This window comes from Streptomyces sp. Ru62 (assembly GCF_002920615.1).
In the GTDB taxonomy this organism is placed as follows: Bacteria; Actinomycetota; Actinomycetes; order Streptomycetales; family Streptomycetaceae; genus Streptomyces.
The window spans coordinates 24,991-39,886 of sequence record NZ_PQSU01000039.1; the positions used below are offsets into that span (position 1 = coordinate 24,991).

General features: G+C 71.7%; 16 protein-coding genes. 3 read left to right on the top strand and 13 right to left on the bottom strand.

What is annotated here, in order from left to right:
- Positions 1–140 precede the first annotated feature (140 nt).
- Positions 141–1,715, top strand: coding sequence for an apolipoprotein N-acyltransferase (gene lnt / locus C3492_RS37265; protein WP_103817041.1), 1,575 nt, complete (start codon positions 141–143; stop codon positions 1,713–1,715).
- Here the strand turns inward: lnt and C3492_RS37270 are convergent.
- Entirely contained in the window at positions 1,633–2,544 is a 912-nt protein-coding gene (locus C3492_RS37270) for a Gfo/Idh/MocA family protein (protein ID WP_103817042.1), read from the bottom strand. The genes lnt and C3492_RS37270 overlap by 83 nt on opposite strands.
- A 352-nt stretch (positions 2,545–2,896) precedes the next feature.
- Here C3492_RS37270 and C3492_RS37275 point away from each other — a divergent pair, with 352 nt between their 5' ends.
- Entirely contained in the window at positions 2,897–3,355 is a 459-nt protein-coding gene (locus C3492_RS37275; RefSeq protein WP_103817043.1) for a hypothetical protein, read from the top strand.
- Positions 3,356–3,459: 104 nt separating this feature from the next.
- Here the strand turns inward: C3492_RS37275 and C3492_RS37280 are convergent, their stop codons facing one another.
- The 11 genes from C3492_RS37280 to C3492_RS37335 form a co-directional block, all read right to left on the bottom strand.
- Positions 3,460–3,972, bottom strand: coding sequence for a tetratricopeptide repeat protein (locus tag C3492_RS37280; protein WP_103817044.1), 513 nt, complete (start codon positions 3,970–3,972; stop codon positions 3,460–3,462).
- Positions 3,973–4,283: 311 nt separating this feature from the next.
- Entirely contained in the window at positions 4,284–4,967 is a 684-nt protein-coding gene (gene ung, locus C3492_RS37285; protein ID WP_103817045.1) for a uracil-DNA glycosylase, read from the bottom strand.
- A 120-nt stretch (positions 4,968–5,087) separates the two neighbouring features.
- On the bottom strand, positions 5,088–6,665 hold the full coding sequence (locus C3492_RS37290) for an ABC transporter substrate-binding protein (RefSeq protein WP_103817046.1): 1,578 nt from the start codon (positions 6,663–6,665) through the stop codon (positions 5,088–5,090).
- Between the two features lie 193 nt (positions 6,666–6,858).
- Complete coding sequence (locus tag C3492_RS37295) at positions 6,859–7,620, bottom strand: SDR family oxidoreductase (RefSeq protein WP_103817047.1); 762 nt, start codon at positions 7,618–7,620, stop codon at positions 6,859–6,861.
- A gap of 21 nt (positions 7,621–7,641) precedes the next feature.
- Positions 7,642–8,403, bottom strand: coding sequence for a 3-oxoacyl-ACP reductase FabG (gene fabG, locus C3492_RS37300; protein ID WP_103817048.1), 762 nt, complete (start codon positions 8,401–8,403; stop codon positions 7,642–7,644).
- 147 nt (positions 8,404–8,550) lie between these two features.
- Positions 8,551–9,000: a DUF3037 domain-containing protein gene (locus tag C3492_RS37305; protein WP_103817049.1), complete on the bottom strand. Its 450-nt coding sequence runs from the start codon at positions 8,998–9,000 to the stop codon at positions 8,551–8,553.
- Complete coding sequence (locus C3492_RS37310; protein WP_103817050.1) at positions 8,997–9,779, bottom strand: HipA family kinase; 783 nt, start codon at positions 9,777–9,779, stop codon at positions 8,997–8,999. Before C3492_RS37310 ends, C3492_RS37305 begins: the two co-directional genes overlap by 4 nt.
- Before the next feature lie 418 nt (positions 9,780–10,197).
- Complete coding sequence (locus C3492_RS37320; RefSeq protein ID WP_103817090.1) at positions 10,198–11,151, bottom strand: CorA family divalent cation transporter; 954 nt, start codon at positions 11,149–11,151, stop codon at positions 10,198–10,200.
- Positions 11,152–11,215: 64 nt separating this feature from the next.
- Entirely contained in the window at positions 11,216–11,641 is a 426-nt protein-coding gene (locus C3492_RS37325) for a hypothetical protein (RefSeq protein ID WP_103817051.1), read from the bottom strand.
- A gap of 33 nt (positions 11,642–11,674) precedes the next feature.
- Positions 11,675–12,142 carry an SHOCT domain-containing protein gene (locus C3492_RS37330; protein WP_103817052.1) on the bottom strand — a complete coding sequence of 156 codons (468 nt, stop codon included), beginning with the start codon at positions 12,140–12,142 and terminating at the stop codon, positions 11,675–11,677.
- Positions 12,143–12,244: 102 nt separating this feature from the next.
- Positions 12,245–13,591 carry a hypothetical protein gene (locus tag C3492_RS37335; RefSeq protein WP_103817053.1) on the bottom strand — a complete coding sequence of 449 codons (1,347 nt, stop codon included), beginning with the start codon at positions 13,589–13,591 and terminating at the stop codon, positions 12,245–12,247.
- Positions 13,592–14,076: 485 nt separating this feature from the next.
- Here C3492_RS37335 and C3492_RS37340 point away from each other — a divergent pair, with 485 nt between their 5' ends.
- Positions 14,077–14,655 (top strand): ion channel, encoded by a 579-nt coding sequence (locus C3492_RS37340; RefSeq protein ID WP_103817091.1) that lies wholly within the window; start codon positions 14,077–14,079, stop codon positions 14,653–14,655.
- A gap of 14 nt (positions 14,656–14,669) precedes the next feature.
- Here C3492_RS37340 and C3492_RS37345 read toward each other — a convergent pair whose 3' ends face one another.
- Positions 14,670–14,867, bottom strand: coding sequence for a hypothetical protein (locus tag C3492_RS37345; RefSeq protein ID WP_103817092.1), 198 nt, complete (start codon positions 14,865–14,867; stop codon positions 14,670–14,672).
- Between the last annotated feature and the right edge of the window lie 29 nt (positions 14,868–14,896).

The following is a 14,896-nucleotide window of genomic DNA, read 5'->3' on the forward strand; positions in this document are numbered from 1 at the left end:
TCCCGGCATGCGGCTCCGGACCGCGGGCGCGGCCGGCCCCGTGCCCGCGGACGCCGTACGACGCCCCGCCCTGGCCGGAAGGCGCACGGCCTCCCACTCACCGCGCACACTGGACCCATCGCTGGGTAGGGAGGCTCCCTATGAGAACGATCAACCGCTGGCTGACCTCTCCCTGGCGCCGCTCGGCCGCCGCCGCCCTCGCCGGTGCCCTGCCGGTGCTCTCATTCCCGGCTCCCGCGCTGTGGTGGTTCGCGTACATCGCGCTGGTGCCGTGGATCCTGCTGGCCCGCTCCGCGCCGACCGGGCGGCGGGCCGCGTACGACGGCTGGTGGGGTGGCATCGGCTTCCTGACAGCCGTCCATCACTGGCTGCTGCCGAGCCTGCACGTGTTCATCTTCCTGATCGCCGCCCTGCTGGGACTGCTCTGGGCGCCCTGGGGCCGGCTGGTGCGCCGGTTCCTGGGCGGGGTCCCGTCGGCGGGCCGGTGTGCCGCCGCACTGGTGGTGCTGCCGTCGGCCTGGCTGGCGGTGGAGCTCGTCCGGTCCTGGCAGGGGCTCGGCGGGCCGTGGGGCATGCTCGGCGCCAGCCAGTGGCAGGTGGGCCCGGCGCTGCGGCTGGCCTCGGTCGGCGGGGTCTGGCTGCTCAGCTTCCTGGTGGTGGCCGTCAACGTGGCCGTGGCGGTGCTGCTCGCCGTCCGCGCGTCGCGGGTGCCGGCCGTGGCCTCACTGGTCGCCACGGCCGCCGTGACCTCGGCCGCGTGGGCCTGGGCGCCGCGCCCGGACGTCGACGGGCGGGTGCGGATCGCCGTCGTACAGCCGGGGATCGTGGCCGGACAGGACAGCGGCGACAAGCGGTTCGACCAGGAGGAGCGGCTGACCCGGCGGCTCGCCGGGCAGGGCGCCGACCTGGTGGTGTGGGGCGAGTCCAGCGTCGGCTTCGACCTGGACGACCGCCCCGACCTGGCCCGGCGGCTCGCCGCGCTGTCCCGCGAGACCGGCGCCGATGTGCTGGTGAACGTGGACGCCCGCCGCTCCGACCGGCCCGGCATCTACAAGAGTTCGGTGCTGGTCGGCCCGGACGGCCCGACCGGCGACCGGTACGACAAGATGCGGCTGGTCCCGTTCGGCGAGTACATACCGGCCCGTTCGCTGCTCGGCTGGGCCACCTCGGTGGGCCGGGCGGCCGGCGAGGACCGGCACCGGGGCACCGAACAGACCGTGATGAACGTCGGGCACGGGCTGCGGATCGGCCCGCTGATCTGCTTCGAGACGGCGTTCCCGGACATGAGCCGGCACCTCGCCGAGGACGGTGCGGACGTCCTCCTCGGCCAGTCGTCCACCTCGTCCTTCCAGCACAGCTGGGCGCCGGAGCAGCACGCCTCGCTGGCCGCGCTGCGCGCCGCGGAGACCGGCCGCCCGATGGTGCACGCCACCCTCACGGGGGTCTCGGCGGTGTACGGCCCGGGCGGACAGCGCCTGGGCCCGTGGCTCGGCACCGACGCGAGCGCCGCGCGCGTGTACGAGGTACCGCTCGCGCACGGCGTCACGCCGTACGTCCGCTACGGCGACTGGCCGGTGGACGGGGCGCTGCTGGTGCTGGCGACCCTGTGCGTGACCGAGGGGGCGCGGGCGCTCAGGCTGCGCCGCAGCGGTCCTGAACCGCTCGGACCACCCGCTCGCACAGTTCATGAGTCGCCAGCGCGTCCCTGGCGCTGAGCGGCTTCCCGGCCCGCACGGCGTCGAGGAACGCGAGGGCCGCCTGCTCGATGCCGCGCTGGCGGGCCACCGGCACCCAGTCGCCGCGCCGACGCACGGTCGGCTGCCCCCTGTGGTCGATCACCTCGGCGAGGTTGACCACCTGGCGCTTGGTGTCCTGTCCGGACACCTCCAGGATCTCCTCGGTGGAGCCGCTGAGCCGGTTCATCACGCCGAGCGCGGTGAAGCCGTCGCCGCCGAGCTGGAGCACGACGTGGTGGAGCAGCCCGCCCTCGGCGCGGGCGCGCACGGTGACGTCGTCGACCGGGCCCGGCACCAGGAACCGCAGGGTGTCGACGACATGGATGAAGTCGTCCAGGATCATCGAGCGCGGTTCCTCGGGCAGCCCGACCCGGTTCTTCTGCATGAGGATGAGCTCGCGCGGGTGGTCCAGGCACTGGGCGTACCCGGGGGCGTACCGGCGGTTGAAGCCGACGGCCAGGGAGACGCCCCGCCGCTCGGCGAGACCGACCAGCCGCTCGGAGTCGGCGAGTTCGTAGGCGAGGGGCTTGTCCACGTACGTCGGCACGCCGGCCTCCAGCAGCCGGGTGACGATCTCGGGGTGGGCGGTGGTGGGCGCGTGCACGAAGGCCGCGTCGAGACCGGCGGCGAGCAGGGAGTCCAGGGTGGTGTGCCGCTGTTCCCGGGGCAGGTGCAGGCTGTCGCCGACCCGGTCCAGGGTGGCGGGCGTGCGGGTCTGGAGGTGCAGGTCGACCCCCGGCTGCGTGCCGAGCACTGGCAGGTACGCCTTCTGCGCGATGTCCCCGAGTCCGATGCAGCCGACCTTCACGTGCTCTCCCCTACGGCTTGCCCGCGTGTTTCCTGCCGGAAGCATACGGGGGGTGGCCGGCCGGCGATGCCGTCGAAGTCGCGCGGAGGAGCGCGGGCCCGGCCGGTGGCGGTGCCTCCATGACCGTGTCCGGTACGGCGACGACGGCCCGGTCGGCCGTGTGGGCGGGCGGGGATCCCTCCAGCAGCCGTACAGCGGATGCCCCGTGTGGACGCGCACGGGCGCCTGCGGTGGCTGGACGTCAGCTCCGGTACGGCGCGTCCCCCGGCGGGGGGCATCCGCTCACCCGTACGTGCGTCGGATCGGGCTCCACGGGTGCCGAACCGGCTGCCGGCCCAGCAGAGTTGCGCGGGTGCATCGAACGACGACCACCGCAGCGCTTCTGGTCACCGTGGCCGTCTCGGCCCTCTCCGGCTGTGTGACGGTGCGGCACGCGACGCCGACGGGGTCGCCGCCGGACAGCGCGCCCTCACGGCCGACGGTGACCCGGCCGGACGGCAGCGCGGAGCCCCGGGTGGTGCAGGCACCGGCCCGCGAGGCGCTGGAGAGGACCGGCCCGTCCCGGCGCCCGGAGCGCTCCGGACCACCCGCCCGGCACCGGGCCCCGGCCGCACCCGGGATCACCCACCGCCCGCCGGCCCCACCCGGGCCCCCGCTCCCTGCCCCCTCCCGCCGACCGCACTCCCCCGTGCCCCTCCCGCCCCCGGCGGTGACCGGTCCTCTGGATGTCTGCGCCCTGGGCAAGACGTACGGCGGCTGGCAGCAGGACAGTCCGCAAGCACGGATCTGCGCACAGGCGTACGGCCACTGACCGGCACCCCGAAGGCGGTGAACCACCGGCGCCGCGGATCAGGCCGGCTACGAGGAGAGGTGCCGTCGAGCCGAGCCGAGCCGGGGTGATCAAAGTGACAGGGCCTATCCCTGGCGCGGCGGTCTACAGCCCTCGTCGCCCAGTGGGCCGTCCTCGCCCAGCCGCAGTGCCAGACGGCTGATCTCGGACCGGACGCCGGCGCCGTAGCCGTCGTCGGTGAGGCACCGCGCGGCGCTACGGGCCCGGCGCAGATGGCTGCGGGCGGCCTCGGCGCGGCCCAGCTTGGCGTAGTCGGCGGCCAGGTTGAGGTGCAGCGAGGGGAAGAAGCCCCGCACGCTCGACGGGTCGGCGCCCACGCGGCCGTCGGCGACCTCCTCCGCCGCCGACAGCGCCCGCAGGTCCCAGGCGAGTTCGTCGGCCGGATCGTCCTGGGTGTCGGCCAAGTAGTGGGCCAGGGTGCAGCGGTGCAGCGGGTCGCCGTCCTCGCCGACCTCCGCCCACAGGTCCAGGAAGCGGCTGCGGGCCTCTTCGCGGTCGCCTCCGTGGTGCAGCATCACGACCTGCCCGATCCGCGTCAGCACGGCGTCCGGCGCCGCCTGTTCCTGTCGCTCCGCCACGGGGTCCCTCCGGGCCGTCGGCAATGGTCCGCTGCTGACGCTAACCGGCGGGAACCGGATTCCCGGACAGGCGGCGCCGTCGCGCCGACGGCCGGTGGCCGACTGCGGGCCCCGGGACCTGTCGGACAGTTCGCGTCCGCCGCGCGACGCCATGGACACACTCTCGCCGGGCCGCCCCCAGCCTTCGGCCAGGGGACGCAGAGCACGCGCCGGACAAGCCCGGCCCCAGCTGCCGGTCTCGCACTCGCGGCGGAGCCGCGCATCGGCGCGGCCCCGCGCCCCTGCGGGCCGCTCCCCGGACCCGGCCGCCGTCAGCCCAGGTTCGGGATGCGCCAGTCGACCGGCTCGTGCCCCTGCGCGGCGATCGCCTCGTTGATCTGCGTGAACGGGCGTGAGCCGAAGAACTTCTTCGCGGACAGCGGCGAGGGGTGCGCCCCCTTGACCACCACGTGCCGGGTCTCGTCGATCAGCGGGAGCTTCTTCTGCGCGTAGTTGCCCCACAGGACGAAGACGGCCGGGTCGGGCCGGGAGGCCACCGCACGGATCACCGCGTCCGTGAACTTCTCCCAGCCCTTGCCCTTGTGCGAGTTGGCCTCGCCGGCCCGGACCGTGAGGACCGCGTTGAGCAGCAGCACGCCCTGCCGGGCCCACGGCATCAGATAGCCGTTGTCCGGGACGGGCAGGCCCAGCTCCTCCTGCATCTCCTTGTAGATGTTCCGCAGGGAGGGCGGGGTCTTCACGCCGGGGCGGACCGAGAAGCACAGGCCGTGGCCCTGGCCCTCGCCGTGGTACGGGTCCTGGCCGAGGATCAGGACCTTCACCCGCTCGTACGGTGTGGCGTCCAGCGCGGCGAAGACCTCTTCGCGCGGCGGGTAGACGGGACCCCTCGCCCGCTCCTCCTCGACGAACTCGGTCAGCTCCTTGAAGTAGGGCTGCTGCAGCTCGTCGCCCAGAACCCCGCGCCAGGACTCGGGCAGCATGGCGATGTCGGTCACGTCAACGTCCTCACGATGTCGATCAACTACGGCGTGCGGTCACTTCCAGGTCTCCGAACCTACAGGCGACCACTGACAACCGGTGCCGCGAGGACGGTCCACCGAGCCCGGCAGCCGGGGTCACCAGCTGGTCTTGCGGTGCAGCGTCCACATCATCATGATCGTCGAGGGGTCCAGGGCCTGCTCGCCGCCGGAGATGTCGACGTTGGCCGCGAGGAACTGCCGGCCCTGCCACAGCGGGATCAGCCGGGCGTCGTTCACCATGATCCGCTGGGCCGCCTCCACGTCCTTGACGGTCTGGGCGCGGTCGCTCTCCGCGCGCGCGTGGGGCAGCAGCCGGTCGGTGATCTCCTTGGCCGGGTAGGGCGTACCGAGCGCGTTGTGCTCGCCGACGAACGGGGCGATGAAGTTGTCGGCGTCCGGGAAGTCCGGGAACCAGCCGCGTCCGAACACCGGGTACTCGCCGTCCTGGTAGCCGACCACATAGCTCTTCCAGGGGCGGCTCCTGAGGGTGATGCTGAACAGGCCGGAGTCGTCCAGCTGCCGCTTCAGCTCCCGGAACATCAGGGCCGTCTCGGAGCCGTAGCGGTCGGTGGTGTACCAGAGGGTGAGCGGGACGGGCCGGGTGATGCCGGCGTCGGAGAGGATCTTGCGGGCCTTGGGGACGCTCGGTTCGCCGTAGTCGTCGAAGAACGGGGTGGCGTGGCCGGTCAGGCCCTTGGGGACCATCGAGTACAGCGGGTCGACCGTGTCCTTGTAGACCTTGTGCGCGATGGCGCCCCGGTCCACGATCTGGGCGACGGCCTTGCGCACGGCGGGCTGCTTGGCCCAGGGGTCCTTGGGGTTGAACACCAGGTAGCTGATGTCGGTGCCGGCCCCGTCGACCAGTTGCAGGTCCTCGCTGTCGTGCTCCTGGAGCGCGAGGATGTCGTCGGCGGCGAGGCCGCGGTAGGTGACGTCGATCTGCTTGTCCCGCAGCGCCTTCACCATGCCGGCGGAGTCCTTGAAGTACCGGATGGTCACCGCGTCGTTCTGCCGCTCGGCGAATCCCCGGTAAGTGTCGTTGCGCACCAGGACGGCCTTGCCGCCCTCCTCGTAGGACCGGAGCTTGTACGGGCCCGAGCCGTGGACCGTGGTGTCCTTGCGCAGGGAGTTGGCGGGGTAGTCGTCCGGGTCGACGATCGACATGGCGGGGGTGGCCAGCACGAACGGGAAGGTGGCGTCGGGCTGGTTGAGGTGGAAGACGATCTCGCGGTCGCCGCTGGTCCGGACGCTGTCCAGGCTGCCGAGCAGCCCGGCGGGGCCGCCGGGGGCGTCGATGGTGCGGATGCGGTCGATGGAGTGCCGGACGGCCTCGGCGGTCAGCGGGTCGCCGTCGGCGAACTTCAGGCCGGGGCGCAGCTTGCAGCGGTAGGTGCGGCTCGTGGAGTCGGTGAAGGAGCAGCTCTCGGCGGCGTCGGGCTGGGGGGTGGTGGCGCCGTTCGGGTAGGCGAGGAGCGTCTGGAAGATGTTCCGGTACAGCTCCCAGGAACCGTCCCAGGCACCGGCCGGGTCGAGGGTGCTGGGGGCGCTGGTGGTACCCACGACGATCGGCCCCTGGCTGTCGGGGTCGCCGTCGGACAGCAGACTGCATCCGGCCACCAGGGATATGGACGCGATCGCCGCGACTCTCCGCAGGAATCGGTTCCGGTTGAACACGCGCACGCTCCTCGATCTGCCGTACCAAGGGTCGGCAGACCATACCGCAGCGTCCGGGAGCCTGAACCTGCCCGAATTCAGGCCTTCTTGATCGACTGAACGGTGACGACGTTGTCATTCCGCTGTGCGGACGCCGTACGGCGTTCCGGGCGCCGATCCGTCCGAAAATCGACGCCCGGAAGAGATGCGCGGCTCAGCCCACGCCGGCGTTGAGGAAGATGCCGCCGTCCACGACGAGGGTCTGACCGGTGATCCAGTCGGACTGCTCGGAGGTGAGGAACGCGGCGGCCCCGCCGATGTCGGAGGGCACGCCGAGCCGGCCGAGCGGGTAGGCGGCCGCCGCCTCCTCCTCGCGGTTCTCGTACAGGGCCTGGGCGAACTTGGTCTTGACGACGGCCGGGGCGATCGCGTTGACCCGCACCTTGGGCGCGAACTCGTGCGCGAGCTGCTGGGTCAGGTTGATCATCGCGGCCTTGCTCACGCCGTAGGCGCCGATGAAGGGCGAGGGCGCGAGGCCCGCGATGGAGGCGATGTTGACGATCGCGCCGCCGTTGTCCTTCTGCCAGGCGTGCCAGGTCTTCTGGGCGAAGCCGAGCGCGGAGATCACGTTGGTCTCGAAGACCTTGCGGGCGACGTTCAGGTCGAGGTCCGCGATCGGGCCGAACACCGGGTTGGTGCCCGCGTTGTTGACGAGGAAGTCGACCCGGCCGAAGGCCTCCATGGTGCGTTCGACGACCTCGGTCTGGTGGTCGAGGTCGTGGGCCTTGCCGGCGACGCCGATGACCCGTTCGGCGCCCAGCTTCTCGACGGCCTCCTTCAGGGCGTCCTCGCCCCGGCCGGTGATGCACACGCGGTCGCCGCGCGCGATCAGCGCCTCGGCGACGCCGTAGCCGATACCGCGGCTGGCGCCGGTGACGATCGCGACCCTGCCGGACGGCTCCGGGAGTTCAGTCATGTCCGTGTTACCCCTGGATCCTTAGTTGAGCGGTCCGCCGGCGACGTACAGCACCTGGCCGGAGACGAAGCCGGCGGCCTCGCCGGTGAAGAACGCGATGGCGTTGGCGATGTCCTCGGGCTCGCCGACGCGCTGCACCGGGATCTGGGTGGCGGCGGCCTTCTTGAAGTCCTCGAAGCCCATGCCCACCCGGTCGGCGGTGGCCTTGGTCATCTCGGTGGCGATGAAACCGGGGGCGACGGCGTTGGCGGTGATGCCGAACTTGCCCAGCTCGATGGCGAGGGTCTTGGTGAAGCCCTGGAGACCCGCCTTGGCGGCCGAGTAGTTGGCCTGGCCGCGGTTGCCGAGCGCCGAGGAGGAGGAGAGGTTGACGACGCGGCCCCAGCCGGCGTCCACCATGTGCTTCTGGACGGCCTTGGTCATCAGGAACGAGCCGCGCAGGTGCACGTTCATGACCGTGTCCCAGTCGGAGGCGCTCATCTTGAACAGCAGGTTGTCGCGGAGCACGCCCGCGTTGTTGACCAGGATCGTCGGGGCGCCCAGCTCCTCCACGATCCGGGCGACGGCCGCCTCGACCTGCGCCTCGTCGGAGACGTCCGCGCCGACCGCGATGGCCTTGCCGCCGGCCGCGGTGATCTTCTCGACGGTGTCCTTGCAGGCGGCCTCGTCCAGGTCGATCACGGCGACCGCGCGACCCTCGGCCGCCAGTCGTACGGCGGTGGCGGCGCCGATGCCGCGCGCCGCGCCGGTGACGACCGCGACCCGCTGTTCAGTGGTGGACATTGCTGTGTCTCCTCGCCCTTGAGAGAACCTGTCGGGCCCTCGGAGAGGACCCCTGGTGCGGTGAGCGACCGCTTAGTACCTTCAGCACCCGAGACGCTAGAAGCCCTGGCACCCGGTGTCAACGGCACATCCGCCCGGTGTGATCCATTACCTCACCAGGAGGTCCAGCAACCGCTCCGTCTCGGCGGCCGGGTCGGCCGTCAGGCCGGTGTGCACCGGGCCGGGCTGGACCACGGTGGAACGGGGAGCGATCACCCAGCGGTAGCGGCGCCCCGCGTCGTCGCCCGCCGCCTGTCCGGCCTGGTCGCCGCCCGCGCAGTGCCGCTCGATCGCACGGAGCGCGGCGCGCACCCCGGCGACATCGGCGGCCGGGTCCAGTGCGAGCAGCCGGGCCTCGTCGAGATCGGTACGGGCACCGACGTAGCCCCGGGCACGGCAGTAGACGACCACGCCCGCGTTGATGCACTCCCCGCGCTCCACCCGGGGCACGACTCGCAGCAGCGCGTACTCGAACACGTCCCGGTCGCCGCCCTGGCCCGCCCGGGTGATGTGCCGCTCGGTCACATGGCCGGCCATGTGGATGTGGCGCTCGCTCACTTGCCCTCCTCGGTTCCGGAGCCGCCACCGATGCCGGTGATCCGCTCGGCGATGACGGCCGCCCGCGCGAGCAGCGGCCGTGCGTAGGCCCGGCGCAGGTCGTCCGGGGTGTCGAAGCCGGGCTCGTCGGCGAGCCAGACGTCCGGGATCTCGGCGGTGACCTCGGCGAGCAGGTCCTCGGTGACCCGGGGGGCCAGCTCGGCCGCGGCGGCCGTGACGTCCGGGGCGAAACCGGCGAGGGCGTGGTCCGAGGCGTCGTAGGGACGGGCCGCCGATGCCTCGGCGCCGGGCCAGTTGTGGTGCCAGATCATGGTGGCGCCGTGGTCGATGAGCCACAGCTCGCCCTGGTGCACGAGCAGGTTGGGGTTGCGCCAGGAGCGGTCGACGTTGTTGATCAGCGCGTCGAACCAGACGATCCGGCCGGCCTCCTCGGGGCTCACCGGGAAGGCGAGCGGGTCGTAGCCGAGGGCGCCGGACAGGAAGTCCATGCCGAGATTGGTGCCGCCGCTGCCCCGGAGCAGGTCCTGCACCTGCTGCTCGGGCTCGCCGAGCCCGAGGACGGGGTCCAGGTGGAGGGTGACCAGACGGGGCATGCGGAATCCGAGACGCCGGGCGAGTTCGCCGCACACCACCTCGGCGACCAGTGTCTTGCGGCCCTGTCCGGCACCGGTGAACTTCATGACGTACGTCCCGAAGTCGTCGGCCTCGACGAGCCCCGGCAGCGAGCCCCCCTCACGCAGGGGCGTGATGTAGCGGGTCGCGGTGACCTCTTTCAGCATGTTCCAGGCAGCCCGTCTCTTCAGCCTTGCGTCCACGATCAGCCGTGGAGGGTCCTGGAAGCAGGAACGACGCGTCGATGGCCCTGGGGAGACTCCGGGGAGTTCGACCGGCGTGCGGTTCTCGCCTCTCCCCGGCATCGCGTTCAAGGGCCGTTCGCCCCCCTGCTTCCAGCCTCCGGCACGAAGTGAGCATAGTAACCGAGGGTGATCGTCGGCGAGGACTGCCCCAGCCGTGGAAGGCGGGGCTTCGCGGCGCCTCCACAACCCAAGGGGCTGGACCACGGTCGCCGCCGGATGCGGCACTGCCCGAGGCGTCGGTCGGCTACCGGGCCTCGCTCCCTGAAGGGCTGACCCGGGGACTGCCCGCGGGGCCGTTGCAGATCATCACGATGCTCGACGAGCACTTCACCGAGTGGGTCTAGGCCTGGTCCCGCAGTCTCCGCCAGGCATGGGTGCGGTGCAATACGTATAGGGAGACGAGCAGGACGACAGCCTGAAGCCCTATGGCCAGCAGCCAGAAGACCACCCTGCTCTCCAACTCGTCCGTCATGAAGGCGAAGTTCATACCGAAGAAGCCCGTCAGGAACGACAACGGCAGGAAGATCACCGACACGATGGCCAACCGGTTGATGACACCGTTCTGCTCGCCCGCGACCAGGGACCCGTAACTGGCGAAGGCCCGGCGCGTGGCCTCCTGGAGGGACTCGATGTCGGCGAGGACCAGTCGGGCCGCGCGCTGGAACTCATGGGCGAGCCGCTGCCGCTCCACCGGGAAGTCGGGGTTCATCATCCTGCGGGTGATCATCTCCTCGACCACCTGCAGGTACGGCCGCAGCGAGTGGTGCAGGAGGGCGGCTCGGCGGCGCAGGTGGGACAGACGGTAGATCTGCTCCGGGCGCCGCTGCGCGAACATGTCGTCCTCCAACCCCTCCACCTGGAGCAGGGCGCCCACCGCGGCGCGGCGAAACGTCGCCAGCGCCTCCTGGAGCACCAGGAACAGCGTGGCCACGGCATCGTGCGGCTTCTCCCGCCGCAGGTACGTGGTCAACTCCGCCGCCGGCGCGGCCCGGCCCCGGTGGGAGACGACCAGGTGGCGTTCACCGGCCAGGACGTGGAGATGGGCGACCCGGCCGCCATGGACCACCGGGACGACGAAGGCGGCGACGTCACCCAGGAACTCGGCCCGCGCGGACTCTCCCTTCCTGCCGAACCAGGCCAGCTCCTCGGCATCCAGCCCGAGCCGGTGGGCCAGTGGCTCGTCCGCCTGGGTCTCCTCCACGGGCAGCTCCACATCGAGCAGCAGGAAGGGATCGACGGCGAGCCGCTGACGCGCCTCCGCCACGGAGAGGCGCGTGGTGGCCCCCTCAGGCATCGACACCATCCTTATGATCATCGCCCTCACCGCGGTCCTCGCCCACGCCCCGGCGGCGTGGCGCTCAGTCGAACACGCCGGAGGCGCCCTGCCGCCCTACGCACAGGGCCCAGATGACGAATCCGGAGAAGGCCATCAGAACGATCGACCAGACCGGGTAGTACGGCAGGGAGAGGAAGTTGGCGATGATGACCAGCGAGGCGATGGCCACTCCGCACACGCGCGCCCAGAACGCGCCCCCGAAGAGACCGAAGCCCACCAGCAGCGCGACGGCGCCGAGGATCAGATGGATCCAGCCCCAGCCCGTGAGGTCGAACCGGAAGACATAGCTGCGTGTCGCGAGGAACACGTCGTCGTGCGCGATCGCCATGATGCCGCGGAAGATGTCCAGCATCCCGGAGAGGACGAGCATGACGGCGGCGAAGGCCGTGAGGCCGGTTGCCCATTGTTGTCTGGCGGTGTGTGTGGACGCGGGGTGTGCGGCGGGCATCGTGCGACCTCGTTTCTGTGCTGTGCGGCGTGTTCAGCGCGCTGCGGCGGAGGGGGTCCCGTCCGAGCGTCCGGACGGCCCGCTGCCGGCGAGGACCAGTTCCTTGGCGCGCCGGAACTCGTCGTCGGTGATGTCTCCGTGCGTGTGCATCGCGGACAGTTTGGCGATTTCGTCGGCACTGCTCAGGGGGGCGTCCGCCCGGGCGGTGCGGCGGATGTAGTCGTCGACGGCCTGCTGCTGCGCACGGGCCTGCTGCACCTCCCGGCGGCCCATGTTCCTGCCGCGAGCGATCAGGTAGAGGAAGACGCCGAGGAAGGGCAGGACGACGACGAACACGAGCCAGCCTGCCTTGCCCCAGCCACCCAGGTCGTCGTCGCGGAAGATGTCGGCGACGACACGGAAGAGCATGATGAACCACGTGATCCACAGGAAGAACACCAGCATGGACCAGAAGACGCTCAGCGCGGGGTAGTCATAGGCAAGGCGGATCTGCGCGCTCATGTCTCGCCCTCCGTTCCGGGTCCGCACCCGGTAGTCGTTCCGTACCCCCAGCGTGCGCGGAGCGGGGCCGCCGCCACCTCACCCGGTACGGGTGAACGTCCGTCACGGGACCGGCCGGTTCACTCGGTCCGGCACCGGTCCCGCCGCCGCGGACAGGACCGCCGTGACGGCGAGCACGACCACCACCAGGAGCAGGACGAGCGCCACGGCGCCCACCGTGGGGTGGTTCCACAGCACGAGGGCCAGGGCACCGGCCCCGATGGTGACGCCGGTGGTCCAGGACCGGTGAACGGCCAGCCACTGTCCGAAGTGGCCGGTGCGCACCCCGGCGCCGCCCAGCTCCCGCCCCGCCGCCGTGGTGCCCTTCCGCACCACGGACCGCACGGCCCGGGCCGCGCGGCTGGGCCCGTACAGCCAGGCCGCCAACGCCGTGATCAAGGAGACGACGAGCAGCGTGCGGACACTGTCACGCAGGAAACGGACGAAGGTGTCGAAGATCACCGCCGCCGCATCGGGGGGCAATGTGGTCGGTGGGACGGAGTCGAGATAGACACGCCGTACGACGACCAGGGCCACGAGCAGCACGACCATCATGGCGCCGACGCCGAGGGCGGTGACCATCAGCATCACCCGGTGTCCCGGAGCGGTCCACACGGTCGCGACGGCCGCGACGAGGGCCAGTACGGGAACCCAGACGCCGAGGATGTCGAGCAGCCGCATCGCGTTCTGGGCCTTGGGCAGTGCGTCGGTCCGGAACAGGGTGACCGAACGGTCGATCCGCGGGATCGCGGAGGCGTGCTTGAATCCGGCGTCCACAAGGCGCTTCTGCACCTGGTCGATCACCACACCGATGTCGAGCTGGACGGTGTCGCCCTTCGCCTGGAGCGCCTTCTGCCCTTCTCCGGTGAGCATGCCCACCACCGAGGACTGCGCCCGGCGGTTGCCCGCCACCCATGCCTGCTCGAAGACATCGCTGGTCACGACGCGGTGGACGATCCGGTGCACGACCGTCCGCAGGGCGGAGCGCAGCGGGCCGGTCAGCTCCCCGGCCGCGTCGACCACACGGGGCGGCGCGCCGTTGTCCGCCAGGACCTTGGTGAGCGACGACGTCACGGCCTGGACGTCGACCTGGCTCACCACCCGGTCGGTCAACCGGTTCACGAGGGCGTTCTGCACGGCCGGCTCCGAGGCGAGCGGCGCCACGGTCTGCACATACCGATCGGTGTCGGCGACCGTGGCGTGAACCCAGACGGCGACGACGGCCGGCGGGGCGAGCACGAGCGTCAGCACCAGAAGGACCGATGCGCCCAGGCGACGCAGGCGTCGGTGGCGCAGACGCGCGGCACGCCGGAGCCGCAGATACTCCGCGTGTTCGTCGGCGGTCAGGACATGACCGGCCGGTGCGGGCTCGTCCGGGCCGGCCGGTCCGGAGGCGGTGCCGGAATCCATGGTCCTCCTTCGGAGGGAGTGTCGGCGGTGTCAGGGACCCGGACCTTGGAAGGCTCCTCCTCGGGGAGATTCACGACCGTACGAGTGCGCGGCGCCCGTGCCGGTCGCGCCGGCCCGGGAGGCCCGGTGCACGCCGTGCGGCTCGCCGGGCGAAGGCGGGTCGCCTGCACGGGGCCGGCCATCCCGGTGAGCCGGGTCGGCGGCCCGAGGGAGGGGCCCGGCGGGGAGCCGCTGTCTTCCGGCGTACGGCTCGTGACCGCGGGAGTCGGTCCTGGCCCTTCCTCACCCGATCGGCGGGACTCTTCCGAGCGGACTTCTTCCGGAAGGACGACGCGGCCGTGCGGGCACCTCACCGGGCCAGAGTGCCGCCGACCGGTGGCCGTGGGGTCACCCACGGCGGGTGATCCGTGCGGTGGACCCGGACGATGAGGTGGGTGCGCAGGGCCGGCGGTCGGCCCGTGGCGGAGCGGACGAAGAGGCACCAGATGACGGATCCAGTGGCTCCCGGCGAGCAGCCGGACCCGCCGGAGGGGACGGCGGGTTCCCGCCGGCCGGGCCCCTGGGCCACGGCCGCCTCGATCGCCCGCTCGGCCGGTGTCGCGGCCGGCCTCGTCACCGCGTACTACCTGTTGCCACTGGACTGGCACGGCGAGGACCTCACCGCACTGGCCCTCGTGGGTGGCCTGCTGGCGGCCGGCCTGTTCTTCGGCTGGGAGGTGTGGCTCATCAGGCGCTCACCCTCGCCGCGGCTGAAGGCCGTCGAGGCCGTGGCCGCCACCGTGGCGTTGTATCTGGTCCTCTTCGCGAGCGGCTACTACCTGCTCGAACGCGCCGCGCCCGGGTCCTTCAACGAGCACCTGACCAGAACCGACGCCTTGTACTTCACGCTCACCACGTTCACCACCGTCGGCTTCGGTGACATCTTCGCGGTCTCCCGGACGGGAAGGGTGCTGGTGATGTGCCAGATGACATGCACTCTGCTCATCGTGGGTCTCGCGGTACGGGTGCTCGGGGCCGCCGTCCGCACCGGTCTTCGGCGCCAGGGGCGGGGCACACCGGAGTGAGGTCGACGGCCGGATCAGGACGGCATCTGGCGCATCTCCAGCACCCTGAGCCCCAGTGACTGGCAGCGGGCCAGCAGCCCGTACAGGTGGGCCTCGTCGACGACCGCTCCGAAAAGGACGGTCTGACCGGCCATCAGGACGTGGTCCAGCTCGGGGAACGCCTTGACCAGCGTCTCGGTCATCCGTCCGTCGACGCGAATCTCGTAGCGCATGAGCTGCTCTCCCCACGTCTCCCCGAGGG